27 protein-coding genes are annotated in these 26,403 nt (G+C 64.2%); 8 read left to right on the top strand and 19 right to left on the bottom strand.

What is annotated here, in order from left to right:
• Positions 1-4 precede the first annotated feature (4 nt).
• Positions 5-1,264, bottom strand: coding sequence for a serine hydrolase domain-containing protein (locus P8R33_RS10050; protein ID WP_278328877.1), 1,260 nt, complete (start codon positions 1,262-1,264; stop codon positions 5-7).
• On the bottom strand, positions 1,261-2,133 hold the full coding sequence (locus P8R33_RS10045) for a dienelactone hydrolase family protein (protein ID WP_278328876.1): 873 nt from the start codon (positions 2,131-2,133) through the stop codon (positions 1,261-1,263). Before P8R33_RS10045 ends, P8R33_RS10050 begins: the two co-directional genes overlap by 4 nt.
• A gap of 120 nt (positions 2,134-2,253) precedes the next feature.
• Here P8R33_RS10045 and P8R33_RS10040 point away from each other — a divergent pair, with 120 nt between their 5' ends.
• Positions 2,254-4,419: a PQQ-dependent dehydrogenase, methanol/ethanol family gene (locus P8R33_RS10040; protein ID WP_278328875.1), complete on the top strand. Its 2,166-nt coding sequence runs from the start codon at positions 2,254-2,256 to the stop codon at positions 4,417-4,419.
• On the opposite strand, the gene P8R33_RS10035 is transcribed toward P8R33_RS10040, so the two are convergent.
• The 7 genes from P8R33_RS10035 to P8R33_RS10005 form a co-directional block, all read right to left on the bottom strand.
• A complete protein-coding gene (locus tag P8R33_RS10035) occupies positions 4,416-5,813 on the bottom strand; it encodes an alkaline phosphatase PhoX (RefSeq protein ID WP_278328874.1) in 1,398 nt (465 codons plus the stop codon). The two genes, P8R33_RS10040 and P8R33_RS10035, sit on opposite strands and share 4 nt — an antisense overlap.
• Before the next feature lie 78 nt (positions 5,814-5,891).
• Positions 5,892-6,746 (bottom strand): formyltetrahydrofolate deformylase, encoded by an 855-nt coding sequence (purU, locus tag P8R33_RS10030; protein ID WP_278329062.1) that lies wholly within the window; start codon positions 6,744-6,746, stop codon positions 5,892-5,894.
• Positions 6,747-6,815: 69 nt separating this feature from the next.
• Positions 6,816-7,133, bottom strand: a complete 318-nt coding sequence (locus tag P8R33_RS10025) for a hypothetical protein (RefSeq protein ID WP_278328873.1) — start codon at positions 7,131-7,133, stop codon at positions 6,816-6,818.
• 5 nt (positions 7,134-7,138) lie between these two features.
• The gene (locus P8R33_RS10020; RefSeq protein WP_278328872.1) at positions 7,139-8,155 is read right to left on the bottom strand and encodes an NAD(P)H-dependent flavin oxidoreductase; all 1,017 of its coding nucleotides are present in this window, start codon (positions 8,153-8,155) and stop codon (positions 7,139-7,141) included.
• A 48-nt stretch (positions 8,156-8,203) separates the two neighbouring features.
• A complete protein-coding gene (purT, locus tag P8R33_RS10015; protein ID WP_278328871.1) occupies positions 8,204-9,364 on the bottom strand; it encodes a formate-dependent phosphoribosylglycinamide formyltransferase in 1,161 nt (386 codons plus the stop codon).
• Positions 9,361-9,717, bottom strand: a complete 357-nt coding sequence (locus tag P8R33_RS10010) for a hypothetical protein (protein WP_278328870.1) — start codon at positions 9,715-9,717, stop codon at positions 9,361-9,363. Before P8R33_RS10010 ends, purT begins: the two co-directional genes overlap by 4 nt.
• Positions 9,704-10,984: an aspartate kinase gene (locus P8R33_RS10005; RefSeq protein ID WP_278328869.1), complete on the bottom strand. Its 1,281-nt coding sequence runs from the start codon at positions 10,982-10,984 to the stop codon at positions 9,704-9,706. The genes P8R33_RS10010 and P8R33_RS10005 overlap by 14 nt, the downstream gene beginning before the upstream one ends.
• Before the next feature lie 53 nt (positions 10,985-11,037).
• Between P8R33_RS10005 and ubiG the strand changes: the two genes are divergently transcribed.
• Positions 11,038-11,808: a bifunctional 2-polyprenyl-6-hydroxyphenol methylase/3-demethylubiquinol 3-O-methyltransferase UbiG gene (gene ubiG, locus P8R33_RS10000; RefSeq protein ID WP_278328868.1), complete on the top strand. Its 771-nt coding sequence runs from the start codon at positions 11,038-11,040 to the stop codon at positions 11,806-11,808.
• Here the strand turns inward: ubiG and P8R33_RS09995 are convergent.
• Positions 11,777-12,844, bottom strand: a complete 1,068-nt coding sequence (locus P8R33_RS09995) for a glycerophosphodiester phosphodiesterase family protein (protein WP_446532508.1) — start codon at positions 12,842-12,844, stop codon at positions 11,777-11,779. The two genes, ubiG and P8R33_RS09995, sit on opposite strands and share 32 nt — an antisense overlap.
• On the opposite strand from P8R33_RS09995, the gene P8R33_RS09990 reads away from it, so the two are divergent.
• Positions 12,843-13,010 carry a hypothetical protein gene (locus tag P8R33_RS09990; protein WP_278328867.1) on the top strand — a complete coding sequence of 56 codons (168 nt, stop codon included), beginning with the start codon at positions 12,843-12,845 and terminating at the stop codon, positions 13,008-13,010. The two genes, P8R33_RS09995 and P8R33_RS09990, sit on opposite strands and share 2 nt — an antisense overlap.
• Here P8R33_RS09990 and P8R33_RS09985 read toward each other — a convergent pair.
• From P8R33_RS09985 to P8R33_RS09975, 3 genes are all read right to left on the bottom strand, one after another.
• The gene (locus P8R33_RS09985; RefSeq protein WP_278329060.1) at positions 13,004-13,351 is read right to left on the bottom strand and encodes an ArsC family reductase; all 348 of its coding nucleotides are present in this window, start codon (positions 13,349-13,351) and stop codon (positions 13,004-13,006) included. The genes P8R33_RS09990 and P8R33_RS09985 overlap by 7 nt on opposite strands.
• A 13-nt stretch (positions 13,352-13,364) precedes the next feature.
• Positions 13,365-13,838 carry a crossover junction endodeoxyribonuclease RuvC gene (ruvC, locus tag P8R33_RS09980; protein WP_278328866.1) on the bottom strand — a complete coding sequence of 158 codons (474 nt, stop codon included), beginning with the start codon at positions 13,836-13,838 and terminating at the stop codon, positions 13,365-13,367.
• A gap of 280 nt (positions 13,839-14,118) precedes the next feature.
• A complete protein-coding gene (locus tag P8R33_RS09975) occupies positions 14,119-14,865 on the bottom strand; it encodes a YebC/PmpR family DNA-binding transcriptional regulator (RefSeq protein ID WP_278328865.1) in 747 nt (248 codons plus the stop codon).
• A gap of 75 nt (positions 14,866-14,940) precedes the next feature.
• On the opposite strand from P8R33_RS09975, the gene P8R33_RS09970 reads away from it, so the two are divergent.
• Complete coding sequence (locus P8R33_RS09970; RefSeq protein ID WP_278328863.1) at positions 14,941-15,705, top strand: CPBP family glutamic-type intramembrane protease; 765 nt, start codon at positions 14,941-14,943, stop codon at positions 15,703-15,705.
• A gap of 1 nt (position 15,706) precedes the next feature.
• Here the strand turns inward: P8R33_RS09970 and P8R33_RS09965 are convergent, their stop codons facing one another.
• Complete coding sequence (locus tag P8R33_RS09965; protein ID WP_278328861.1) at positions 15,707-16,054, bottom strand: heavy metal-binding domain-containing protein; 348 nt, start codon at positions 16,052-16,054, stop codon at positions 15,707-15,709.
• Positions 16,055-16,366: 312 nt separating this feature from the next.
• Here P8R33_RS09965 and P8R33_RS09960 point away from each other — a divergent pair, with 312 nt between their 5' ends.
• The 3 genes from P8R33_RS09960 to P8R33_RS09950 are packed head-to-tail and all read left to right on the top strand — an operon-like array spanning position 16,367 to position 19,106.
• Positions 16,367-17,842, top strand: a complete 1,476-nt coding sequence (locus P8R33_RS09960; protein ID WP_278328860.1) for a pilus assembly protein — start codon at positions 16,367-16,369, stop codon at positions 17,840-17,842.
• Positions 17,842-18,474, top strand: coding sequence for a TadE/TadG family type IV pilus assembly protein (locus P8R33_RS09955; protein WP_278328859.1), 633 nt, complete (start codon positions 17,842-17,844; stop codon positions 18,472-18,474). Before P8R33_RS09960 ends, P8R33_RS09955 begins: the two co-directional genes overlap by 1 nt.
• The gene (locus P8R33_RS09950) at positions 18,471-19,106 is read left to right on the top strand and encodes a TadE/TadG family type IV pilus assembly protein (RefSeq protein ID WP_278328858.1); all 636 of its coding nucleotides are present in this window, start codon (positions 18,471-18,473) and stop codon (positions 19,104-19,106) included. The genes P8R33_RS09955 and P8R33_RS09950 overlap by 4 nt, the downstream gene beginning before the upstream one ends.
• 16 nt (positions 19,107-19,122) lie before the next feature.
• Here the strand turns inward: P8R33_RS09950 and P8R33_RS09945 are convergent, their stop codons facing one another.
• Both P8R33_RS09945 and P8R33_RS09940 read right to left on the bottom strand, forming a co-directional pair.
• A complete protein-coding gene (locus tag P8R33_RS09945; protein WP_090477501.1) occupies positions 19,123-19,359 on the bottom strand; it encodes a DUF2312 domain-containing protein in 237 nt (78 codons plus the stop codon).
• A gap of 92 nt (positions 19,360-19,451) precedes the next feature.
• Entirely contained in the window at positions 19,452-19,775 is a 324-nt protein-coding gene (locus tag P8R33_RS09940; protein ID WP_278328857.1) for a DUF1244 domain-containing protein, read from the bottom strand.
• 49 nt (positions 19,776-19,824) lie between these two features.
• On the opposite strand from P8R33_RS09940, the gene pyk reads away from it, so the two are divergent.
• Positions 19,825-21,309 carry a pyruvate kinase gene (pyk, locus tag P8R33_RS09935; protein ID WP_278328856.1) on the top strand — a complete coding sequence of 495 codons (1,485 nt, stop codon included), beginning with the start codon at positions 19,825-19,827 and terminating at the stop codon, positions 21,307-21,309.
• Here pyk and P8R33_RS09930 read toward each other — a convergent pair.
• The 3 genes from P8R33_RS09930 to P8R33_RS09920 are packed head-to-tail and all read right to left on the bottom strand — an operon-like array spanning position 21,306 to position 26,381.
• Complete coding sequence (locus P8R33_RS09930; RefSeq protein WP_278328855.1) at positions 21,306-22,598, bottom strand: NADH:flavin oxidoreductase/NADH oxidase family protein; 1,293 nt, start codon at positions 22,596-22,598, stop codon at positions 21,306-21,308. The genes pyk and P8R33_RS09930 overlap by 4 nt on opposite strands.
• A 14-nt stretch (positions 22,599-22,612) precedes the next feature.
• Positions 22,613-23,962, bottom strand: a complete 1,350-nt coding sequence (gene gltX, locus P8R33_RS09925; protein WP_278328854.1) for a glutamate--tRNA ligase — start codon at positions 23,960-23,962, stop codon at positions 22,613-22,615.
• A gap of 40 nt (positions 23,963-24,002) precedes the next feature.
• Positions 24,003-26,381 (bottom strand): putative bifunctional diguanylate cyclase/phosphodiesterase, encoded by a 2,379-nt coding sequence (locus tag P8R33_RS09920; protein ID WP_278328853.1) that lies wholly within the window; start codon positions 26,379-26,381, stop codon positions 24,003-24,005.
• Between the last annotated feature and the right edge of the window lie 22 nt (positions 26,382-26,403).

Genomic DNA, 26,403 nt, shown 5'->3' with positions numbered 1-26,403 from the left:
CGGCTCAGCGACCGGGGTAGTCCGCGCCATAGACCGCCGCGCGGATGTCGCGGTGCAAGCTCGCGTCGAAGTCGATCTTCTGCGTGGCGAAGACGACCGCCATGTTTTGCAGCGGATCGACCCAGAACAGCATCGAGGGATAACCGTCCCAGTAAAATTCGCCGACGCTACCGCGTGCTTCTTCCGGCGTGAGCGGCGGTCCGGTCCGCACGAAAAAATCGAAACCGAAGCCGCCATTGCCCTTGCCGACCAGCCATGAGCGGTCGTCAGCCGCAATGCGTGGATCGAGATGGTTGGTCGCCATCAACTCGACAGTGGCAGGATCGAGGATCGTCACTCCGTCGAGGCTCCCGCGTCCGAGCAACATGCGGGCGAAAAGCATGTAGTCGTCAACCGTGGTGACGATGCCCGAACCGCCCATGGTCATAGGCTTGGCCATGAAGTTGGGTTCAAGCCATGTTTCGCGCGGCATGGGGGCGAGCGCCCCATTCTCCTGCGCTACGTATATCCGCGCCAGCCGCGGCAGGTCGGCCTCGCTCCGCCGCCATCCGCTGTCGTCCATGCCGAGCGGTGCGAAGATATGGTCCTGCACATAATCGGCGAAGGATTGCCCGGAGAGGACCTCGACCATCCGCGCCTGGACGTCCACTCCGGCCGAATAGTTCCAGTGCGTTCCGGGTTCGTAGAGAAGTGGCACCTGCGCCATGGCGCGCGAAAACTCGGCGAGCGTCTTATCGACGGAAAGCGGGCTGCGGTCCTCCCATATCCGATCGGCCGCGTTCTGCGGATTGCCCCCGGCGCCGTAAGTGAACCCCGCCGTGTGGCGCAGCACGTCGCGCACGGTGATCTTCCGTTTTGGCGACCGGGTGATCGGGTTGCCATCGCCATCTTCACCAACCAGCACTTCGATAGTCGCATATTCTGGCAGATGCCATTCGAGCGGATCGTCGAGACCGAACCGGCCCTGCTCCCACAATTGCATCAGCGCGACGCCGGTGACCGGCTTGGTCATCGAAAATATCTGGACCAGCGTATCGCGTGCGAACGGACGGCTCGTTTCGCGTTCGGCATCGCCTGCGACGGCAAAGCAGGTTTCCTCGCCATCCTTGTAGACGAGCGTCGATGCGCCGACCGTGCGTCCTTCGGCGACCATGCCGTCGAGCGTGGCGGCGATCGCCGAACAATCGGGCGCGAAGGGCTCACTTTCCTGCGCGGCAGCCGGCGTTGCGACAGCGAGCGCCGCGATAGCGTACAGTCTTTTCACAGAACGTCGGCGTACATCGCCAGCAGATTGGACCACGCGCGTTCGGCCTGCACCTCGTTATACGAAGGTGAGTCGAGCACGCACCAGCCGTGATCGGCGGGATAGACCTCGATCTCGGCCGTCGTGTTCGCCGCATCGGCTGCCTGGCGAAGCGCGGTCTTGTCGCCCGGCGCCTTCTCGTCGTCGTTCTCGGCGATGGCGATCAGGTAATGCGCATCCTCGCGCAAGGTGCGGTGCGGGCTGGAGGGATCGTCGGTCACCAGGCCGCCGCCGTGGAAGCTGGCCCCGGCATGAATATGCTCGTCCGCGCTGGGGGCGACGACGGCATAGCTGCCGGTCATGCAATAGCCCTGCACTCCGATCCCGCGAGCCCCGTCGACCTCGGCCTGCGCCATCAGCCATGCGGCGCAGGCGCGATTGTCGATCTGCTTGGTGGCGGTCGTGAACCTGTCGCGCCACGGTTTGACTTTATCGAAGCCGCCGCTGGCCGCGAAGCTGGCGAAATCCTCGAACTGCTGCCCGGCGACGTCGCGATAATAGGGGTTGGCGAGAAGTACCGCGTAGCCCGCCTCGGCCAGCCGCTGCGCCATCTGCCGCTTGGCCGGACGGACGCCGGCGATATCGGGCCACATGACGACGCCCGGCCGAGAAGTACCGCTGGCCGCGAAGAATTCGCCGTCGAGCGTACCGTCGGGCGTGCGGAAGCTGACCGGGCGGCCGGTGACTGAGCCCGCAGGCGTGTCTGCTCCGGTCGCCGCATTGTCCATCGGTGCGCAGGCCATTGCGGCCCCCGCCAGTGCGCCCGCGCCGAAGCCCCGGCGGCTGAGGGTGGTCTTGGCCCAGCGGGCAAGGTCTTCGCGGTCGCACATATTTGGTCTCTCCAGCTTCCCGTCCGCTGCGCATCCTACCTGCGATTGGGCGATGGACAAGCCCGCGACTTCGATGCAGGATAGGTTTCATAGAGCGACCGATAGTCGCCAGGGGAGAGGATGATGACGAGGATCGTGCTGGCGGCGCTGGCCGCGCTATCGCTTGGGGCGTGCAATCTGGGTGCGGAGGAGGTGCCGGAGGGCGGCATCGACAATATCCGCCTCGTCAATGCGGGCCAGGATCCGGCCAACTGGATCACCCATGGCGGCACCTATGCCGAGCAGCGCTATTCCCCGCTGACGCAGGTCAATCGCGACAGCGTGGGCGATCTCGGCCTCGCCTGGTTCGCGGACATGGATACGGCGCGCGGACAGGAAGCGACGCCGCTGGTCATGGATGGCAAGCTCTACGTCACCAGCGCGTGGAGCAAGGTCTTCGCCTTCGATGCCGCAACCGGCGAGCCGCTGTGGAGCTACGATCCGCAAGTGCCGGGGGAAACCGGCGTGAAGGCCTGCTGCGACGTGGTCAATCGCGGGCTGGCCGCCTGGGGCGAGCACCTGTTCCTCGGCACGCTCGACGGGCGGCTCGTCGCGCTCGATCGCGATACGGGCGAGGTGGCGTGGGAGAAGGTCACCGTCGATCAGAACGCCAGCTATACCATCACCGGCGCGCCGCGCGTGATCGACGGCAAGGTGCTGATCGGCAATGGCGGCGCGGAATTCGGGGTGCGCGGCTATATCGCCGCCTATGACGCGACCGATGGCGAGGAGCTGTGGCGCTTCTACACCGTGCCCGGCGGCGAGGACCGCGAGGCGGAGCCGGAGTATCTCAAGGCCGCGGCGGAAACCTGGTCGGGCGACACGCTTTACGGCGAAGAGAGCATCGGCGGCGGGGGCACGGTGTGGGATTCGATGGCCTACGATCCCGAACTGGACCTGCTCTATTTCGGGGTCGGTAACGGCAGCCCGTGGAACCGGGCCTATCGCAGCCCCGGCGCAGACGGGACGGGCGAAGGGGACAATCTCTACCTGTCCAGCATCGTCGCGATCCGGCCCGATACGGGCGAGTATGTCTGGCATTACCAGACCACTCCGGGCGAAACCTGGGACTACACCGCCACGCAGCACATCGTCCTCGCCGACATGGAGATCGACGGGCGCGAGCGGCAGGTGCTGATGCAGGCGCCCAAGAACGGTTATTTCTATGTGCTCGACCGCGCGACGGGAGAGTTTATCAGCGCCGAGCCCTATATCCCGCTGAACTGGTCGACCGGGATGGACGAGAACGGACGGCCGATCATGAACCCGGAAACCCGTATCGACGTGACGGGCGAACCGGCGCTGGTCATGCCGGGGCCACTTGGCGGGCACAACTGGCATCCGATGGCTTACAGCCCGGACGAAAACCTCGTCTACATCCCGGCCTTCGAGGCGGCGATGCTCTATGCACCTGAAGCGGACTGGAAGCCCGACCGTGCGCGCGGCTTCAATGTCGGCTTCGATCTCGGCGCAGGCGACCTGCCACCCGATCTCGGCATCCGCCGCGAGGTGCAAGGGACGATCACGGGCAAGCTGATGGCATGGGACCCGGTCAATCAGGAAGCCAAATGGACCGTCGAACATCCCGGCCCGTGGAACGGCGGCGTGCTCGCCACCGGCGGTGGATTGGTGTTCCAGGGCAATTCGGGCAGCGAATTCGCCGCCTATGACAGCGCGACCGGCGACAAATTGTGGAGCTTTGCCGCACAAACCGGCGTCGTGGCCCCGCCCATCACCTATACCGTGAACGGCGAGCAATATGTCGCCGTACTGGCCGGCTGGGGCGGTGCTTTTGCGCTGAGCGCAGACGGCACGCTGATCGACCAGATGAAGCCGGTCCGCAACATCAGCCGCCTGCTGGTGTTCAAGCTCGGCGGGACAGCTGCCCTGCCCGAAGCGCCGACGCTGGCCCGCGCTCCGCTCGACCCGCCGCCCAGCCGTGCGAGCGCCGCGACCATCGAGCTCGGACGGGAGAAATACGCGCGTTACTGCGCCGTGTGCCACGCGCCGGGCGCGGTCGGATCGACCGTGCTGCCGGATCTGCGCCGCTCGGGCGCGTTGGAGAACCCGGCGGCGTGGCTGCAGATCGTCCACGACGGAGCGCTGAAGGACAACGGCATGGCCAGCTTCGCGGATTCGCTTAGCAAGGAGGAAATGCAGGCGATCCGCGAATATGTGATCAAGCGCGCGAACGAGGACAAGGCGATGGAAGCGCAACTGGCGACCGACCGGGTGGCGCGCCGCTAGGCGCTGCGCAGGCTCTCCCACGGGCCGGTGATGGCATAGGTAAAGCCCGGCTCCTGCACGTTGACGAACAACGTGCTGCCGTCGGGCGAGAAGCAGGCGCCGCAGAATTCGGCGCTGTCTTCATGCGCGTTGCGGGCGAAATCGTAGATCGCGCCCTCGGGTGTAAGGCCGCGCAGGTAGTTGTCGCCGCGCCCGTCCTCGCAGATCATCAGATCGCCCCACGGCGTGACCGCGAGGTTGTCGCACAGGTCGAGCGTGTCGGCGCCCGGGCTCTCGTAGATGAGCGTCAGCATGTCCGCCGCGCCGTTCTTGCCCGGCGCAAGCTGCCAGACCTGCCCGGTGTGATCGGCGCCGCCCTCCGTACAGTTGAAGAAATGCGCGCCCTGGCCGTCGCCGCGCGAACCGTAGGCAAGCCCTTCCCCGCGCGTGAACATCGCCGCGCCTGCCGCGAAGCCGCGCTGGCGCAGGTCACCCTCGGGCGATTCGACATCCTCGAGATCGATCCAGCGGACGGCCATCGCCTGCCCCGCCTCGATCCGCTCGGCCGAACCACGGCTCCAGTCGCGCGCATAGTTGCGCGTGTCCGCGCTATCGCGACCGGCGATTGCCAGCGCCTGCAAGCGCCCGCCCGCGGCGAGCTTGCCGCGCTCGTTCGGGATGAAGCGGTAGAACAGACCTTCGCGATCGTCCTCGGTCAGGTAGACGATGCCGCTTTCGGGATCGACCGATACCGCTTCATGGGCGAAGCGGCCCATGGCGGTCAGCGGGACGGGATCGACCGGGCCAGTGGCATCGGCAGGCACTTCGAAGACGAAGCCGTGGGCCTTTTGCGCGTCTTCCTCGCCGACTTTCAGCGGCTGCTCCTCGCACGTCAGCCAGCTGCCCCAGGGCGTCGTCCCGCCCGAGCAGTTCGCAGCGGTGCCGAGAAGCGAGATGTTGTCGCGCACGACCTCGCCCGAGGCCGCATCGATGACGACATTGGTCGTGCCGCCGAAGAACGGATCACCCTCCCGCCGCGCGTCGTAGATGCGCGAAGTATCGAAGTCGGCGAGCGATTTCGATCCAGCCGCAAAAGGACGGCCATCGTCGATGCTCGCCCAGTTTTCGTGATTGCGCACAAGGACCCAGTAGTTCGCCATCGTCGGGTGCGCGAAACAGCCCATGCCGTCTGGTCGTCCCGGTGTGGCGAAGCCGTCGCTCATCAGCTTGCCGGTCTGCGTCAGCAGGCGATAGGAAAAGCCTTCCGGCAGATCGAGAAACCCGCGCGGATCGGGCACCAAGCGCTTGCCGGGGTTGGCACTGTACGCACGCGTGAGGCTGCCCGAACCGAGTGCTGCAAAAGCGACGAAGGCGGCGCTGGAGGTTTTTAAAAGGTTGCGGCGGTCGATGGTCATCATTGGTTTCCTGCGAAGTCTGCTGCCAGGCTAGCTATCGCAGACGACACCTCCATGACAGGCGCTTTCGGCGACCTGTCAGCTACGAAAGACCACCGTCCGGCGGCCATTGAGGAGCACACGTTCTTCGAGATGCAGCCGCACAGCCTCCGCCAGCACGCGGTTTTCGATCTCGCGGCCCTTGCGGACCAGCTCTTCGGGCGTGTCCGCATGGCTGATCGGTTCGGCGGCCTGATGGATGATCGGCCCTTCGTCCAGATCGCTGGTGACGTAGTGCGCGCTTGCGCCGATCATCTTGACCCCGCGCTCATAGGCCTGGTGATAGGGTTTGGCCCCCTTGAAGCCCGGCAGGAAGCTATGGTGGATATTGATGCAGCGCCCGGCGAAATGGGCGGCTTGCTCGTCCGACAGGATTTGCATGTACCGCGCCAGCACCACGAGCTCGGCGCCGGTCTGCTCGGCAACCCCGCGCACCTTCGCTTCCTGCTCGGACTTGGTATCGCGGGTGATCGGCAAATAGTGGAACGGGATGTCGCCCAGATGCGTGTGCGCGATCGCTTCGCGCGGATGGTTGGAGACGATGGCGACAGGCTCCATCGAAAGCTCCCCGATCCGCCAGCGATAAAGCAGGTCGGCGAGGCAGTGGTCGAACTTGCTCACCATGATGAGCACACGGCGCGGCCGATCGCGGCCGACCAGCTTCCAGTCCATCCCGAACGCGCCTGCAACCTCCGCGAAATCTTCTCGCAGGCTGCCCGCCGAGGCGCCGCCCGGGTCGAATTCGACGCGCATGAAAAAGGCATCGGCGGCGCGGTCGTTGAACTGCTGCGCTTCGAGGATGTTGCCGCCACGTTCGAACAGAAATGATGTGACGCGCGCGGTTATGCCGGGGCGGTCCGTGCAGGACAGGGTGAGGACGAGTGGGGCGGACATATCCATTCGTTTGCCCCGCAGTCCGGCACGCGACAACCGCAAACCGCCTATGGCGCGTTCAACGATGGCTTAGTCGTCGAACACCACTTCGCGCATGCCTGCTTCGCGCAAGGCAATGGCAACGATGTCCTTCTGGCTCGGCGACAATGGCAATTCGGTCGACACCACGTGCGCGATCGGGTCCTTGAGCGAAAAGCCGCCGACCAAAAGTTGCCGGATGGCGCGGACGATCGTGTCTTCGAGGTATCGCGTATTCGCGATCAACGAGCTATCGGACGAGAAGGCATGCTGCGCGGTCTGGTCCACGAACTTGCCGGTCGTGCGATCGGTCACCTGTATCCGGTTGCGATAGATGGACACGTCCACGTCGAGGCGGCGGATTTCCATGCGGGTCAGCGGCGCGTAAGCGCGTCCTCGCTCTGTGCCATCAGCTTGTCGATGATGGTCGCGACCGGTTCCTCTTCCTTCAGCATGCCGACCGACTGGCCTGCCATCAGGCTGCCGTTCTCGACATCGCCGTCGATCACCGCGCGGCGCAGGGCGCCGGCCCAGTAATGCTCGATCTGAAGCTGCGCCTCCGCCATCGCGATCTCCTCGCGGTCGAGCACGGCGGCGACTTCGCGCTGCTTGGCGGTGAACTCCTCGGTGCCCTTGTTCTTGAGCGCGCGCACCGGGATCACCGGCAGGCGCGCATCGACCTGCACGCTGGCGACCGCATCGCGGGCGCTGGCGCGGAAGAAGGCCTTCTTGAAATCGGCGTGCGCGATGCTCTCCATCGCGCAGGCGAAGCGCGTCCCGAGCTGGACGCCCGCCGCACCCATCTCCAGATAGCCCGCGATCGCATGGCCGCGGCCGATCCCGCCGGCGACGAAGATCAAATGCTCCTCGGCCAGCTCGGGCAGCATTTCCTGCGCCAGCACGCTGGTCGAGACGGGGCCGATATGGCCGCCCGCTTCCATGCCCTCGATCACCAGCGCATCCGCGCCCGAGCGCAGCAGCTTCTTCGCCAGCGCGAGCGTCGGGGCGAAGCAAATGACCTTGGCCGGGTTGGCACCGCCCTTGATCGCCTCGACGCTGCCTTTTGGCGGAATGCCGCCCGCAAGCACGACATGGCCGACCCCGTGCTTCCCGCAGACCTCGATCAGATCGAACAATTGCGGGTGCATGGTGATGAGGTTCACGCCGAACGGCTTGTCGGTCAGCGCCCTGGTGGCGGCGATTTCCTTGTCGAGCAGGTCCGGGTCCATCGCCCCGCAGGCGATCACGCCGAAGCCGCCCGCATTGGAGATGGCGGAGACCAGATTGCGCTCCGACACCCAGCTCATCGCGCCGCACAGGATCGCGGTCTCGCTGCCGAGGAAGTCGATGCCGCGCTGCATCAGGCCGGTGGTTCTTGTGTAATTTTTCATCCGCAGGGCGCTTACTGCCGCTGTGCCGGCACGGCAAGCGGCAGTGCATCAGTCGCCGTAGTGGATATGAACCTTGTGCGCGGCATCGCGTGCCGTATGTCTCGCCGCGTCGGTGTCGCCCGCCGTCGCCAGTGCGACGCCCATGCGGCGATAGGGTCGACTGCTCGGCTTGCCGAAAATGCGGACGTCCGCGCCGTTCGCCATCGCCTCGGCCAGCCCGCCATAGGACAGCGCTTCGCTGTCGCGGTCGGCAAGGATCACGGCGCTGGCGGCAGGCCGGGCGCGCAACTCGGCGGGAACCGGAAGGCCGAGGATGGCGCGGGCGTGGAGATCGAACTCGGTCAAGTTCTGGCTGACCAGCGTGACCATGCCGGTATCGTGCGGGCGCGGGCTGAGTTCGGAGAAGATCACCTCGTCGCCCTTCACGAAGAATTCGACGCCGAACAGGCCGTATCCGCCGAGATTGTCGACCACCTTGCGCGCCATGTCCTGCGCCTTGGCGATGGCATCGTCCGACATCGGTGTGGGCTGCCAGCTCTCCTGATAGTCGCCGCGTTCCTGCCGGTGGCCGATCGGCGGGCAGAAGGTGACGCCGCTTTTGTGGCGCACGGTCAGCAGGGTGATCTCGTAATCGAAATCGACGAACTGCTCGACGATCACGCGCTGCCGGTCGCCGCGCATATTGGCGACGGCATAGTCCCACGCAGCCTCGAGCCCGCCTTCATCCCGAACCGTCGTCTGGCCCTTGCCGCTCGACGACATGACCGGCTTGATCACGCACGGGAAACCGGTGTGCTGGGCGGCGGCGCGCACTTCCTCGAAATTCTTGGCGTAGCGATAGCGTGACGTCACGAGGCCAAGCTCGTTCGCGGCAAGATCGCGGATACCGTCGCGGTTCATCGTAAGCTGTGCCGCCCGCGCCGAGGGCACGACCGTGAAACCTTCGCTTTCGAGTTCGGCAAGCACCTCGGTCCGGATCGCCTCGATCTCGGGCACGATATAGTCGGGCCGGTGCTGCACGACGACAGCGCGCAGCCGCTCGGCATCGAGCATGGAGAACACCTCGCGCGCGTCCGAAAGCTGCATAGCAGGCGCATGGTCGTATGAATCGCAGGCGATGACGTAGGCGCCCAATCGCTTGGCCGAAATTACGAACTCGCGGCCAAGCTCACCGGAGCCGAGGAGAAGGATTTTCGCAGTGTTGCTCACGTATTCCTCTTTCGCTTTCGGTTGCCCCATCTGCTCCGCTGGCGCTTTTTCGCCGGGGCATTCCTGCCGCCGCTGAGTTGTGGTCCGCGATGCTTTTTCTCCTTCGAGAAGGCGCGCTCAAGGCGATACAGGATGGCCAAAAGTACGCCGCCAGCAAAGATAAAACCTATGATCCCGAGCCAGTTGGCAGAGAGGCGGTCGAAGACTGCTTCATTCCAACGTCCAGCTAATCCCCACGCGTAAAAGACGCCAAGCCCAGCAAGGGCCAACCGGAGCGTGAAAGCCCAGCACTCGATTGCAAAGTCGCTCCAGGTATCGAGGGCACGGTCGAGCGAGAAGTTACGCAGCCTCATCCGCGGCATCCAGCCCGTAGGCCGTGTGCAGAACGCGCACCGCCAACTCGGTCTCGTCCTCGTCGATCATCACGCTGACCTTGATCTCGCTGGTGGTGATCGCCTGAATGTTGATCCCGCGATCGGCGAGCGATTTGAACATGGTTGCGGCGACGCCCGCGTGGCTTTTCATGCCGACGCCGACGACGCTGATCTTGGCGATCTTGCTGTCGGTGATCAGGCGGTTGAAGCCGATGTCGTCGCGCTTGTCCTCCAGCAGGGCCTGCGCACGGGCGAGGTCGGCCTGGGGCACGGTGAAGGTCACGTCGGTCTCTCCCTTGTCGCGCCCGACGTTCTGGATGATCATGTCGACATTGATGCTGGCCTGCGCGAGCGGTTCGAAGATGTGGGCCACCGCGCCGGGCTTGTCGGGCACACGGGTGAGGATCACCTTGGCCTCGTTCTTGTCATGCGCGATGCCGGTCACGTGCTGGCGTTCCATATCGCCCTTCTCCACCAGTTCGTTCATTTCTTCCTCCGACACGATCATCGTGCCGGGGTGTTCGTCGGCCGGGATGGCATCCTCTCCGACGAAGCTGGAGAGGACCTGCACACGCACGCCCTCCTTCATGGCGAGACCCACCGAGCGCGTCTGGAGCACTTTGGCCCCGACGCTCGCGAGCTCGAGCATTTCCTCGTAGGTCACCGCCTTCTGCTTCCTCGCCTTGGCGACGATGCGCGGGTCGGTGGTGTAGACGCCATCGACATCGGTGTAGATGTCGCAGCGGTCGGCATCGATCGCCGCCGCCACGGCGACAGCCGAGGTGTCGGAGCCGCCGCGGCCGAGCGTGGTGATACGGCCGTCGTCCGACAGGCCCTGGAAGCCCGGGATGACGGCGATCTCGCCCGCCTGCATGCTGGCGATGAGCGCTGCGGCGTCGATGTCGTCGATGCGCGCCTTCGCATGCGCCTCGATCGTATGGACCGGCAATTGCCAGCCTAGCCAGCTGCGCGCCTTGCAGCCGAGCGATTGCAGCGTCAGCGCGAGCAGCCCGCTGGTCACCTGCTCCCCGCTGGCCACAACGACATCGTATTCGGCCGGATCGTAAAGCGCATTGGCTTCGCGGCAGAAGTTCACCAGCCGGTCGGTCTCCCCCGCCATCGCGCTGACGACCACGGCGACCTCGTGCCCGCGCGCCTGCTGCTTGCGCACGATATTGGCGACGCGCCGAATGCGCTCGGTCCCCGCCATGGAGGTGCCGCCGAATTTCATCACGATACGGGCCAAGCGCGTGCGTCTCCGTGCTGGAATGCGTGGGCTAAGGCTGCTAGCCAGAGCGCATGAGCGATGCAACCACGCAAGCGCGTAGCAATACTTCGGCAGGCACAATGTCGGGCAAGACGATCCGCCCCGACGAAGCGGCGCACTTCGGCAGGCTGGCGAAGGACTGGTGGGATCCGAAAGGCTCCTCGGCCATGCTGCATCGGCTCAATCCGGTCCGGCTTAAATTCCTGCGCGAGGCGATAGACCTCCATTGGGCGAACGACATCGAGGCACGCAAGCCGCTGGCGGGCAAGAGCGCGCTCGATGTCGGTTGCGGTGCCGGGCTGCTATGCGAACCGCTCGCGCGGCTCGGAGCAGATGTCACGGGGGTGGACGCCGCGCCCGAGAACGTCGCGGCGGCAGCGATCCATGCCGAGGGTGCCGGGCTAGCTATTCGCTATATGGCGGGGGAGATCGGTGCGCTCGATATCGGCACATTCGACCTGGTCACCGCGATGGAGGTGATCGAGCATGTCTCAGACAAGCGCGCCTTTATCGCCGCCCTCGCCGCGCGCCTCGCAGCCGGAGGCTTGCTGGTGCTATCCACTCCCAACCGGACGCCGCAATCGCGGCTTCTGATGGTCGGCGCGGCCGAAACCTTCGGCCTGATCCCGCGTGGCACGCACGATTGGGACGATTTCGTTTCTCCCGAAGAACTTGGCGAGCTGCTGGACGAAGCCGGTCTCGACATGGGCGAGCCGACGGGAATCGCCTTCTCGCCCACCAAGGGCCTGCATCTGTCGGACGATCTCTCGCTCAATTACCTCGTAACTGCGCGAGCGCGCTGATGACCAGTCCGGGATCGTCGGTGAACACGCCGTCGACGCCCTGCACCTCGAGCAGGTTGACCATGCCGGGGACATCGCCTGTCGCACCCGGGGCGTCGCCGCGCTGCAGGAAGGGCGGCAGGTAGGCATTCTCTTTGCGCAGCGTCCAGACGTGAACCTGCAGCCCGGCCTGCTGGGCCTCGTCAACAAAGCCCGACGGAATACCCTCCGGTCCGAAGAGTAGCTGCAGATCCGCTCCGATCGCGTCGGCATAGCTGGCGATGTCGACCAGACCGGTAGCGCTCAGCATCTCGTCGTAGCTCGTCGCCGGAATGTCGGCCGGCCCGCCCTCGGCTTTAACCAGCTGGACGAGCGGCACCTCGATCATGCTGTCGAGCCGCCGCAACGGCCCGACTTCGAAACTCTGCACGAAGACGGGGTCGTCCGCATCGTCGAGATCGAGTGCGCGCAGCTGCGTCACCAGCAAGTCGACCATGTCGATGCCGGCCTCCTGCAACAGGAAAGTCGGGTGCTTGAGTTCGGGATACAGCCCGATGCGCCGCCCGGTCTCCGCTTCCTTGGCGCGGACCAGCTGCACGATCTCGGCAAGGGTCGGGATCGCGTAGAGGCCATTGTAGCGAGCGTTGGCCGGCCGAAGCGCCGGGATTCGCTCCTTCGCGCGCAGGGTGCGCAATTCGGCGAGTGTGAAATCTTCCGCGAACCATCCGGTGACTAGCCGCCCGTCGATGGTCTTGGACCGCTGGCGATCCTCGAACTCCTCGCGCATGTCCACATCGGTCGTTTCCGACAGTTCGTTTTCATGCCGAGCGACCAGCACCAGATCCTTCGTCGCCACGAGGTCCGGCTCGATATAATCCGCGCCCTGGTCGATCGCACGTTCATAGGCCGCCAGCGTGTGCTCGGGCCGCTCCCCGCTCGCGCCGCGATGGGCGATCACCAGCATGTCCCCGTTCTGCGCCCAGCTTATGGTTGCCGCGCCGGCAAGGATGAGCGTTAAAAGGGACTTAACGAACGCCCCTGCAATTTTCAGCGCCATGATCAAGAAACTCCTCCTAGCGACGATGGTCGTCCTTGGCCTGGTGTACGGATCGGGCGAAGACCTGTCTTCGGTGAAACGCATGGTGACCAGCGCCTCGAACGAGAATGCGCGCGGGGTCACAGGCAATTCTCACGACGGCTGGGGCACCGGCAGCGGTTACTGAAGCGCCGCTGCCCACTCGCTTTCCGAAAAACCGACCAGAAGGCCACCGGGGTGTTCGACCACCGGCCGCTTGATCATGCTCGGGTTCGCTTGCAGCAATGCGACTGCCTTGGCCGCGTCCAGATCGGCCTTTTGCGCATCGGACAGCTTGCGCCAGGTCGTACCGCGCCGGTTCAGCACCGTATCGACGCCCTCCGCGTCGATCCACGCGGCCAGCTTTTCGGGATCGGCGCCTTCCTTCTTGTAGTCGTGAAAGGTGTACTCGAGCCCCTGCGCATCGAGCCACTTGCGCGCCTTCTTGACCGTATCGCAATTCGGAATGCCATAGACGTGGATCATAATGTCGCGAACTCCATTAGAAACGTTGAACGAGGTGCGCGTCGGCTATCGCCACGGCCAGAGCATCGGCTGCGTCGGCGCCCGCGATCTGCGCGCCCGGCAACAGGACCTTCAACATCGCCTGGACCTGTGTCTTGTCGGCCCCGCCCGTGCCGACCACCGCCTTCTTAACCAGCCGCGCCGCGTGTTCGTTCACGGTCAGCCCGGCCGCGCCACACGCCGCCAGCACCGCGCCGCGCGCCTGCGCCAGCTTGAGCGTCGATTGCGGGTTCTTGTTGACGAAGATCTCCTCCGCCGCCGCCCGGTCGGGTCGGTGCGCTGCGATGACCTCGGCCAGCGCCGACTGCAATGTGGCCAGCCGCTGGGTTATCGTAGCCTTGGCGTCGGTCGGCACCTGACCGTTCGCCACATGGGCGATGCGCGAGCCTTCCGCGCGGATCACGCCCCAGCCGGTGCAACTGAGCGAAGGGTCGAGGCCCAGAATGATCATACGCGGCGCTCGCTCACGACAAGCCGATCAGCCAGCCGAGCCGCCACGCGATCGCCAGCAGGAAGCAGGCTCCCAAGACTCCGGCGATGGCCCAGTCGCGCATAGTTGTCTCCCGATTGTCGGGGGTGCCTTCGACATCCGTCGAAGGCTTGCGGCTGTGCCATCCCGCTCCCCCACCCGGGCACCCAAACAGTATAGTGCCGTGGGTGGCCGGGTGGGGGAGCGGGATGGAACAGCAAGGTCGGGACGGATGTCCCGACCGCACCCAACGAGAACCTTCTTACCCCTCCAGCTTGTCCATCACCTCGTCGGAGATGTCGTAATTGCCCCAGACGGTCTGCACGTCGTCGTCGTCGTCGAGCGTGTCGATCAGCTTGAGCAGGGTCGCGGCGTTCTTCTCGTCCATGTCGACGGTGAGGTTGGGCTTCCACGCCAGCTTGACGGTCTCCGCCTCGCCCAGCGCCTTTTCGAGGTCGCTGGACACCTGGTGCAAATCTTCCGCAGCGGTCCAGATCTCATGGCCGTCGTCGGTCGAGGCGATGTCCTCGGCGCCGGCTTCCATCGCTGCTTCGAGCACCGCATCCTCGCTGCCTGCGTCCGCCGGATAGATGATCAGGCCGAGCCGCTCGAACCCGTGCGCCACGCTGCCTTCCGTGCCGAGATTGCCGCCGTTCTTGCTGAAGGCGGTGCGGATGCTGGTGGCCGTGCGGTTGCGGTTGTCGGTCAGCGCCTCGACGATGATCGCGCTGCCGCCCGGGCCGTAGCCTTCGTAGCGTACTTCCTCGTAATTCTCGCCGTCCTGCGCGCTCGCCTTGTCGATCGCGCGCTGGATGTTGTCCTTGGGCATGGATTGCGATTTCGCCGCATTGACTGCCAGCCGCAGGCGCGGGTTCATGTCCGGATCGGGCATGCCCATCTTGGCCGCCACGGTGATTTCGCGGGACAGTTTGGAGAACATCGCACTGCGCTTCTTGTCCTGCGCGCCCTTGCGATGCATGATGTTCTTGAATTTGGAATGGCCTGCCATGGTGTCGCTTTTTGCAATGCTGTGGTGGGAACCACCTCGGTGGAATCAGGGGGCAGCCTTAGCCGCATGGACGCAGTGACCACAAGTGCAAGCGGCGCGATCGCGCCCGCCGGTTCGATCATGGGCGAATGGCGCCAGTTCGGTCGCTTTCTCAAGCGCCCGACCCTACCCCCGCGCGCGCCGATGCCGCGGATGGCCAGCCTCTTGGCGACACTAAGACTGCTGCTGCTCGACTTCGCGATCATGCTCGCGTTGCTGGCGATCGCGGGTATCGTGATGGCTGCGGGGACGGAGCTGCCGGAGACGGCCATTGCCGGGATGGAAATGACGGTGGGACTTGTCTTCGCCGCAGTCGTGGTCGCGCCGTTGTCCGAGGAGATCGCATTCCGCGGCTGGCTATCCGGGCGGCCGGGACATGTTCTCGCGATCATTCTTGCAATCCCGGCCGCCCTTGTCGCGGTGGCAGTCACGTCGGCATTTGCGGGAGAAGGTTTGGGAGAAATCTGGCTCGGCGCCTTGATCGGAGTACTGGTCGCAGCCGTCGTCGCGCTGGCAACGATCTATGCCTTGCGCAAGCGCGACGCGATGGGCTGGTTCCAACGGCTCTTCCCGCTGTTCTTCTGGCTCAGCACGCTCGCCTTTTCGCTGATCCACATCTTCAACTTTCCGGCGGACCAGATGATCATGGCGCTGCCCCTCGTCCTGCCGCAATTCGCGACCGGCGCAATTTTGGGCTACATCCGCGTGAATTACGGGCTGTGGGCGAGCATCCTGCTGCACACGCTCCACAACGGCACCTTCGTCGGCCTCGTCCTGCTTGCAGGACAGGCGGCCGCCTAGCTCAGACCTTCACTGCCGTGCCGCTGGCGCTGACCATCAGCATCGAGCCTGTGTCCCCGATCACCTCGTAATCGAGGTCGATCCCGACCACCGCATTGCCGCCGCGGCTGGCCGCTTCCGCCTGCAGTTCCTGGATCGCCTGCTCGCGCGCGTCGGCGAGGATGCGTTCGTAGCTCCCGGACCGCCCCCCGACGATATCACGGATATTGGCGAACAGGTCGCGAAAGAGGTTGGCCCCGACGATCACCTCGCCGGTGACAATGCCGAGATATTCCCGGATCGGCTGGCCTTCGATGGTCGGCGTGGTCGTCACGGTTACTCCGCGCGCGTCTTTCCAGTGTGGGGGCATATCTTTCTCCTTGCGTGTGTTATTTATATAACTCACCAATTACCGGTTTCAAGGCGGTGCCGACGCGCAAGCTGATTCGACTGAACGGCCATGTCGCTAATCGTATCAAAGGAAAATGGTGAACGGACTGTCGGAGAAACTGCCTTGCCGATCCCGAAACCTCATGACGACAAGGGCTGGTAACCTAAATATAAACGTTGCGTTTACCGTAGTCAGACTTCAATTCTCAACTATGTCTAGCACGCAAATCCTATGGAAAATACTTTATTCCCCTAAGTAATCACCAGGGGAAATTTTATGCGTCGTCCATTCATGAAAAGGCTCGCCAGAGATGAAGGGGGCAATGTTCTCCCGCTCTTCGCGGCAGGCATCTTTCCGCTGATCGCGCTCGTCGGCGGGGCGATGGACATCAGCATAGCCTATATGGCGCGGTCCAAGCTCCAGAAGGCGTGCGACGCGGGCGTTCTGGCCGGCCGCCAATCGATGACCGGAACCCAGTTCGGCGACTCCGAAAAGGACCAGGCGAAGAAGTTCTTCGATTTCAACTTCCCCAATGGTCTCTACAACACGAAGAATCTGAAATTCAACGTCGCGCAGAACAGCTCCGCGGCATCAGAGCTGAAAGGGACCGCATCGGCCGACGTTCCGACCTCTTTGATGCGGGTCTTCGATTACACCGAGATTTCGATTTCGGTGAGCTGCAATGCCAAGAAGGACCTCGGCCACAACGACATCGTCATGGTGCTCGACGTGACGGGATCGATGAACGATAATCCCTCGACCGGTGGCGGCTCGAAGATTTCCAAGCTTAGGACGGGCGCGTCAGGCCTTTACCGCGCACTCGAAGCGAACGACGGTTCGACCACGCGCTACGGCATCGTGCCCTATTCGCACACGGTGAACGTTGGCCGTTCACTCCGCAACAGGGACATCGTGGTCGAGCAGCAGTATGTCGACGGATACTTTTACCAGAATCGCGGACGCACCTATTTCGCCAATAACGGGCTGAAAACCGTGCACATAAACCAGTCTAGCTGGAACATTGGCAACGGTGGCGGCAATTCGGGTGGCAACCGCCAAGGGTTCCGTACCAGCGGTGATGCCTGCATCGAAGAACGGGCGTCGAACGGGTACAGCAGCAATCCCATCGAATATGCAGACACGGTCTCGCTGGAGGATGTCGACGGCGTTCCCGCAAACGGCAATGATTCCGCAATGCAGTTCGGCCGCTACGATCCCGGGGTCCAGAATGGCCACACGCAGGATGGTTGTCCTTCTGAGGCGACCACCTTGCGCGAATACGCCAACGAAACGGCTTTCAATAACGCCATCAGCAACGCCACGGCGCGCGTGACCGGCGGTACTTATCACGACATCGGCATGCTGTGGGGCCTGCGTTTCATATCGCGGAACGGGTTCTTCGCATCCGACAATCCCGAAACGCGCGGGCAGTATCCGGTCAATCAGCACATCGTGTTCATGACCGATGGCAAGCTCGACACCGGCCCTTCTCTTTATTCCGCATATGGCGTCGATTGGTTGACTGACCGCATGCAGGGCAGTGGCACTCAGACACAAAAGCACGTCAATCGCTTCGAGTCGATCTGCACCCTGGCAAAATCGATGAAGGTCACCGTCTGGGTGATCGCGCTTGATGTCACCAATGTCGACGATATCAAAAAATGCGCGACCAGCGATTCCCACTTCCACACCAGCGATGGCAGCGACCTCGAAGAAATCTTCGAAACGATCGGTCGCGGCATCGGCAATCTCAGGCTGACCGAATAATGCGTGTATTTAGCCAAAGGCAGGCCGCTCGACTGAGCCGAGACGAAACCGGGGCGGCCGCGGTCGAGTTCGCCCTGCTGCTGACGCCGTTCCTCGTCATGCTTATCGGAGCGATGGACCTGGGCCATCAGTTCTACATGCGCGGCGTGGCGCAAGGGGCGCTCGACGATGTGAGCCGTCGCGCTTCGGTGGAGGAACCCAATTTCATCGCATCCGGCTCGACCCTGGAAGAACGCGTCGAGAATACGTTGAAGCAGCAGATCGACAATGTCGCTCCGAAAGCGACATATACGATCACGCAAAAGAACTTCTTCGATTTCAACGGGATCGGCAATCCGGAACGGCTGGTGACGGACGTCAATGGGAATGGCCAGTTCGACAATGCCGATGCCGATTGCTGGGAAGACCTGAACGAGAACGGGACCTACGATCTTGATTCCGGACGCGTCGGGGTGGGCGGTGCCAACGACGTGACCTTCTACTCCGTGCGCGTGCAGCATCCGCGACTGTTCCCGACGCCGGAGCTGATCGGCTTTTCGGACACGATCGATTTCACGGTCGAGACCGCGGTCCGCAACCAGCCGTACGCCAACCAATCGACCCCGCCGGTCCTGTGCGGAGATGGAACATGAAGCTGAAGCCCACTGCGTTCACGCGCCGCCTCGCCCGGTCGGAAGATGGCATCGCCATGCTGGAATTCGCCCTGATCGCCCCGTTGATGGCGGCGCTGACCATCGGCGGCCTGGAACTCGCCAATCTGGCCATCACTCACATGCGCGTCAGCGAGATCGCCAATACAGTGTCCGACAATGCAGGACGCGTGACCAACGGCATGGACGAGGCGAATGTCTACGAGATTTTCGCAGGGGCAGGCGTGCTCGGCAAATCCATCGACTTCGAGCCGGAGGGACGAGTGGTGATTTCCTCGCTCCAGGACAATGGCGGCAAGGGTGGGGCCAAGGGCCAGAAGATCGAATGGCAGCGCTGCTGGGGCGATCTCGCCGTCGCACCGAAATACGGCAAGCAGGGCAAGGGCAAGAACGATGCGACGCTGAAGGACGGCCTCGGCCCGCCGGGCAAGCGCATCAAGTCCGAAAACGGCAATGCGGTGATGTTCGCCGAGGTGTCCTATAAATACAAACCGCTGTTCCTGAACGGTTTCGTCAAAGAGCGGACGATCCGCTACGAAACCGCGTTCAACGTTCGCGATTCCAGCAACCGCACGATCTCGAACACGCAGAACCTGGCGGTCATGTCCTGCTGATCGATGCGCGGCGCGCTCAGCCCATGCCGAGCGCGGCCTTGTAAGTATCGAGGATGGTTTCCTGCTCGCTGCGCTCGTCGGGCTTCATCTTCCTGAGGCGGATGACCTGGCGCATGATCTTGGTGTCGTAGCCCACGGCCTTGGCTTCCGCATAGACGTCGCGAATGTCGTCGGCGATGCCCTTCTTCTCTTCCTCGAGTCGTTCGATGCGCTCGATCAGAAGGCGCAGGCGGTCGTCGGTGGCTTCGGCCATGGTCAGTCAGCTCCAGTGAAATGAGAATCGCCCCAGGGGCGCGTGGCGGGTGCGATAGCCAGCCATGCCCTGCGGGTGAAGGGTGCGAATCCCTATTCCTGTGCGTGACCCTGTGCATTCTTCGCGACGCTGGCCTGCATCCGTGCGAGCTGCTCTTCGGTCGCGGGCGTCTGGCGGGTGGCCTTCCATTCTTCCTGCGGCATGCCGTGGATCAGCTCGCGCGCAGCCCCCTTGTCGCCCTCGTATCCGGCGTCGCGGATCCAGTCGGCCAGGCAATTGCGGCAAAAGCCCGAGAGGCCCATGAGGTCGATGTTCTGCGCATCGTGGCGATGGCGCAGATGGCGCACCAGACGGCGGAAAGCCGCCGCCGCGACGGCATCGTCGAGCGTGTCGAGCGGGTCTGTATTCGTATCCATGAAGCACTTGTCCTTGAGTTGCAGCCTGCCTGTGCCATAGCCATCGGCCATGGCAAAGACCCCGTCCTCGCGCTCCGGCGCTCCCAAGCTCGATCCGCGCGGCCGCAAGGTCAAGATCCTCGCCACCGTCGGTCCGGCAAGCCGCTCTCCCGAAATGCTCGCGCGCCTGTTCAAGGCCGGCGTGGATGCCTTCCGGGTCAATATGAGCCACGGCGAGCATGCGGATCACGCCGATACGATCAAGGCGATCCGCGACCTCGAGAAACGATTCATGCGGCCGATCGCGATCCTTGCCGATCTGCAGGGCCCGAAGCTGCGCGTCGGCAAGTTCAAGGACGGCGAGGCGGTTATCCGCCACTCCGGCCACTTCACGCTCGATCGCGATCCCACCCCGGGCGACGAAACCCGGGTCCAGCTGCCCCATCCCGAATTGTTCGGCCTGCTCGAAAAGGGCCAGCGCCTGCTGATCAACGACGGCAAGATCCGCCTCAAGGTCATCAGTGCAGACGAAAACGCGATCAAGTGCTCGGCCGAAGTCGGCGGGGTCATCTCCGACCGCAAGGGCGTAAATGTGCCGGACGCCGAGATCCCCATCCCCGCGCTGACCGAGAAGGATCGCAAGGACCTCGCCTTCGCCATCCAGCAGGGCGTCGACTGGATCGGCCTGTCTTTCGTCCAGCGGCCGGAGGATCTTGCCGAAGCGCGCAAGCTGATGGGTGGCCGCGGATCGCTGTGCGCCAAGATCGAAAAACCGATGGCGGTTCGCCGGCTCGACGAGATCATCGAGATGAGCGACGGCATCATGGTCGCGCGCGGCGACCTCGGTGTGGAGCTGGAGCCGCAGGAAGTCCCGCCGCTGCAGAAGCGGATCGTCAATGCGACGCGCCTCAAGGGCAAGCCGGTGATCGTGGCGACGCAGATGCTGGAAAGCATGATCGAAAGCCCCGCCCCGACCCGCGCCGAAGTTTCGGACGTGGCCAATGCGGTGTACGACGGAGCCGATTGCGTGATGCTGTCCGCCGAAACCGCGGCGGGCGACTGGCCGGAAGAAGCCGTCACCATCATGCACCGAATCGCGCGCCAGGTCGAAGGCGACGAAAGCTATCTCGACCGTGTGCGCTTCCTCGACACGCCGCCCGATGCGACCACCGCCGATGCGCTGGCCCATGCCTGCATGACGGTGGCGGACACGGTTTCGATCAGCGCTATCACGGTGTTCACGGGCTCCGGCTCGACGGCACGCCGCGTGGCGCGCGAGCGACCGAGCGTACCGATGCTGGTCCTGACGCCAAGCATGAAGACCGCGCGCCGGCTCGGCCTGCTATGGGGCGCCCATGCGGTCGCCACCAAGGACATCGGCAGCTTCGAGGAGATGATCGCCAAGGGCAAGCGCATGGCCTTGCGCCACGGCTTCGGCCAAGCGGGCAGCAAACTTATTGCCCTCGCAGGCGTCCCGTTCGGCACGCCGGGCTCGACTAATCTCATGCATGTCGTGAATGTCAGCGGCGACGAGCTGGAGAAGCACGGCGGCTAACTCGCGCGCCGCGCTTTCATGATCAGCCTGTTGCGGGCGTCGACGGTGCGAAATGCTTTCATCACCGAGAGAGCGCGATCGACGCGCCCATGGTGGCCGAGCAGCCAGAGTTGCTCGTAGAACCAGTAAATCCCCGCGAACCCGTTGATCGCCTTCATCGTCTGGAAGCGTTTGAGAAAGCCGAGCCAGTCCGGCAGCAGGTCGAGATCGTCCTCGTAACGGGCAAGCTGGCCAGCCCCCGCCAAAAGCTGCGCCGGGGCCTGGGTGTCGAGGCACATGGGTCGCCCGAGGCCGATGACATCCGCGGCACCGTTCTCCAGCGCCTGCACCATCGCTGGGCGGGTGCGGAAGCCGCCGGTGACCATGAGCGGGACCGAGACCTCGGCCTGCATCGCCTTGGCGAAATCGACGAAATAGGCCTCGCGCGCCGCAGTTGATGGCGCGATGTCCTGCGTCTCTTCGGCTTCCTGGCCCGCAACCCCGAGCAATTTGGGCTGTTCGTAGGTCCCGCCGGAAATCTCGATCAGATCGACCGAAGCCGCTTCGAGCCATTTTACGACCTGCAAGCTGTCGCCGAAATCGAAGCCACCCTTCTGGAAGTCGGCACTGTTGAGCTTGACCGAAATCGGGAAGCTTGGGCCGACCGCAGCGCGAACCTTCGCGACGACCTCGAGCAGGAAGCGCGCGCGGTTTTCAAGGGTCCCGCCATATTCGTCGGTCCGCAAGTTCACGCGCGGGGAGAGAAATTGCGAGATCAGATAGCCATGCGCGCCATGTATCTGCACGCCGGTGAAGCCCGCTTCCTGGCAAGCGCGCGCGACGATGGCCCAGCGGTTCACGAGGTCGGCGATTTCGTCTTTCGTCAGCGGCTCAGGCTTGCCGAACTGACCGCCGGGCAGCGCGAGTTGCACGTCGGACGACGACTTGGGATGCGGGTTCACCAGCTTTTGGGTCTGCCGCCCGCCATGGCTGATCTGCGCCCAGAAATGGTTGCCGCCTCGCGTCGCGGTCTTGGCCCAACTGGCGAGCCGGGCCTTCATGTCCGCGTCGGGCTCGTGCTCGATCACGACATTGCCCGGGCGTTCGAGATGGTCCCGATCGACGATGATGTTGCCGGAAAGAAGCATGCCCGCACCGCCGTCGGACCAGATGCCATAGAGGCGCTCCAGCTCCGGCGTCGGGCGGCCATCGGGCGTCGCCATGCCTTCGGTCATCGCCGCCTTGGCGATGCGGTTGGGCAGCACCGCCCCGCAAGGCAGTTCGAGCTGCGAAGCCAGTGTCGGTGCCATGCCGGTCTCCCCTGTTACTGCGCGGCGGCCGCCTCCAGCCGCTTGCGCGCGCGTTCTTCGCCGATCAGCGGCAGAAGCTCGCCCATATCGGGGCCGTGATCCATCCCCGTCAATGCCTGGCGCAACGGGAGGAATAGCTGCTTGCCCTTGCGCCCGGTCCGCTCCTTAAGCGCTGCAGTCAAATCCCGCCAAGGATCCTCGCTCCAGCTAAGCGCGTTTGTCGCTTCCTCGAGGTAGGCGCGATCCTCGTCCGAGAACGCCGGTTGTTCGATCGGGCCGGTCACGAGGCGCCACCATTCCGCCGCTTCGCCGACATGCGAGAGGTTCGGACGAATGGCATGCCAGCCCGCCTCGTCCATGCCCTCGGGCAGGCGATGCGCGACTTCGGCAAAGTCCAGCTGGTGGACCAGGGCCGCATTGATCCGCTCCAGTTCTGCATCGTCGAAACGCGCCGGGGCTCGCCCGAAGGTGGAAAGGTCGAATGTCTCCAGAAGAACCTGCCGGTCCGCAATCGGTTCGACCGGAAGCGATGTGCCAAGCCGGGCCAGCAGCGCGATCACCGCCTGCGGCTCGATCCCCTGCTCGCGAAAGGCATCGCAGCCGAGCGAGCCGAGCCGTTTGGACAGCTTGCCCTCGCGTCCGATCAGCAGCGCCTCATGCGCAAACCGCGGCATTTGCTGCGCCGGATATAGTGCAGCAATGAGTGCGGTAAACATCTGTATTTGCACGGCAGTATTGCTGACGTGATCCTCGCCGCGGAGCACATCCGTGACTCCCATGTCGAGATCGTCGACCGCACTCGGCAGCATGTAGAGCCAGCTACGGTCGGCGCGTCTGATTACCGGATCGGACAGCTGCGCGGGATCGAATTTCTGGGCGCCGCGGACGCCATCGTCCCACGCGATGGGCTCGTCGTGATCAAGCTTGAAGCGCCAATGCGGCACCGCGCCCTCCGCCTCCTTCGCGGCGCGCTCCGTATCGCTCATCGCCAGCGCGGCGCGATCGTAGATCGGCGGCAGTCCACGGCCGAGCTGAATCTTGCGCTTCAATTCCAGCTCCTGCGAGGTCTCGTAAGCCGGATAGACCCGCCCCGCACCTTTCAGCGCCTCGAAAGCCGCTTCGTATATCGCGAGCCGCTGCGACTGCCGCTCTTCGCCGTCCGGTTCAAGGCCCAGCCACGCCAGGTCGGTGCGGATGGCATCGACATATTCCTCACGGCTGCGCTCCGCATCGGTGTCGTCGATCCGCAGCAGGAATTTGCCACCCGCCTTCTTCGCCAGCATCCGGTTGTGCATCGCGGTGCGGATATTGCCGACATGCAGGCGGCCGGTCGGCGACGGCGCGAAACGGGTTGTAATGGTCATGACCGAGCCGATAGCCGAGCCCGCCTGCCATTGCGAGAGGTCAGGCGACGCGGCCTTCGCGCTTGCGCAGCACGGCTTCGCGCGCCTTGCGATAATCGACCACGTCGGGGCCGTGATCGGTCAGCGCCGCTTCCACCGCTTCGGGCGTGGCGAAGGTTTCCGCCGGAGCCGGCTTGCAGATCAGGAAGCCTTGCGCTTCCTGGCAGCCCAGCTTGCGCAGCAGGTCGAGCTGCTCTCGCGTTTCGATGCCTTCCGCCGTGCTCCCCATACCAAGCGCATCGGCAAGGCGGGTGATGCTGGAAACGATGGCCTGGCTATCGTTGTCTTCGACGACGTCTTCGACGAATTTCCGATCGATCTTGATGCGATCGAAGGGGAACCGGCGCAGGTAGCTGAGCGAGCTGTAGCCGGTACCGAAATCGTCCAGGGCGATCCGTGTGCCGAGCTCGCGCAGGCGCGCGAGCGCTTCGGGAATCCGCTTGCCCTCCTGCATCAGCACATGTTCGGTGATCTCGAACTCGATGCGCCCGGGATCGATGCCGCTGGCGTAAATCGCCTGGGCGACTTGCGACACCAGCTGTGGGCTCCGCACCTGTGTCGGCGACAGATTGATCGCGATGCGGAAAGTGCCCGCCCAAGGCGCGGTTTCGGCCAGGGCCTGCCGGATCACCCATTCGCCGATCGGGATTATCAGCCCGGTCGTTTCTGCGAGCTCGAGAAATTCGTTCGGCCCGATCAGGCCGCGCTGGGGATGGTTCCAGCGAAGCAGCGCCTCGTATCCTGTGGTCTCTGCGGTATCGAGATCGATCACCGGTTGGTAATGGACGCGCAGCTCGCCGCGCGAGAGCGCCTCGCGCAAGTCGCTTTCCAGATCGCGCCGCTCTCTCGCCTCGCGATCCATGGCGGGCTCGTACAGGGCCAGCGTGTCGCGTCCCTTGCGCTTGGCTGCAAACAGCGCGAGGTCCGCGCGCCGCATGAGTTCCTGCGCGTCGCATTCGCCCTCGCTGCATCGCGCGACGCCGATGCTGGTCGACAGCCGATAGAGGTGGCCATCGACCTCCAGCGGCTCCCGAACGGCGGAGAGGAAACGGTGGGCACGTTCGATGAGCATGCCCACGCCCGCCCGGCTTTCGAGCAGGATTGCGAACTCGTCCCCGCCCAGCCGCGCCACGATGTCCGATGGACGCACCTCTTCGCCGAGGCGTGCGGCAACCTCCCTTAGAACCTTGTCGCCCGTGAGGTGTCCGCGCGTGTCGTTGATCGACTTGAAATCGTCCAGATCGAGGTAAAACAGCGCCAGATTGCGGCTGCGGGAGGGCTTGGCCTTCAGGGCGTTGCGCAACCGCTCGTCGAACTGGTGGCGATTGGCGAGGCCGGTCAGGCTGTCGAAATGCGCCATATAGGCGATCTGCTCTTCCGCTCGCCGGCTGTCGGTTACGTCGCGTGCTACCCCGCTCATCCGGCCATCCTGACGCGGGTGGGCGGAGAGCCGCCAGAAGCGCCTCACACCCTCGACCCTGATCTGGACGAGCAGGTCGCGAAACGGTTCGCCCGCGGCCAGAAGATCGATCAGTCGTTGGCGATTGTCGGTCTCTTCGAAGTACCCTGCCAGAGGCGTGCCTTCGAGCGCGTCGATATTGCTATTGAAGGCCGCGGCAAGACGCGGCCCGACATCGCGCAAATTGCCGTCTGGCCCGACGGTCCACAACCAGTCGCTGGTGTGCTCCTGATAATCGTTAAGGAGCATGCGCACGGTTTCTTCGGCTTCGCACCGATCGATTTCGGAACGCACCGACCGCTTGAAGTTGCGTTCGTACAGCCAGACCGCCGCGAGCAGTACGGCGCCGAACGTGCCGATCAGGAGGAAGGTCGGCCAGCTACGCCATCCGGCGACGAGGAAGGCACACCAGCCGAATACGCCGGACAGAGCCAGAATGTGAAAGGTCGCCGCGCGGGGGCTGCCGCGATGGACGATCAGCGTGGCGCAATAGACGGCCGTCGCGATGATCCCGAGAACCGACATCTCGCGGGGCCCGGCGACCGGTGTGAGGTAGGGAAAGATCGCCATCCAGCCGGCCGTGATCAGGCCCTGCGTGAACTGGATCAGCCTCCACTGACGCCGCAATCGCGCGAGCGACGCTTCCTCGATCTGCATCCGGACGAAGAGCGCTGCGAGCAGCCCGACGAACAGGAACTGGATGCCCGCCCAGGCCACCAGGGATAGCGGCGGGACGTCGTCTGAAAAGATAAAGGCGATGACGAAAACAGCGAAGAATGACGGCACTAGCAGGATGGCAGCGCCGCTGCGCGCATCCGCCAGCCGCCAGCGCAAGCTCAGTGCCTGCGCAAGGGTCTTGCCCGAATATGTCATCGGCCTGTCAAGCGCGCCACTCCTGCCCCCGGACGTCTCGCTTCCCATGTAGTCGACACACTATGCGACA

This window comes from Qipengyuania flavescens (assembly GCF_029688735.1).
Lineage (GTDB): Bacteria > Pseudomonadota > Alphaproteobacteria > Sphingomonadales > Sphingomonadaceae > Qipengyuania.
This window is presented reverse-complemented; position numbering and strand designations above follow the sequence as displayed.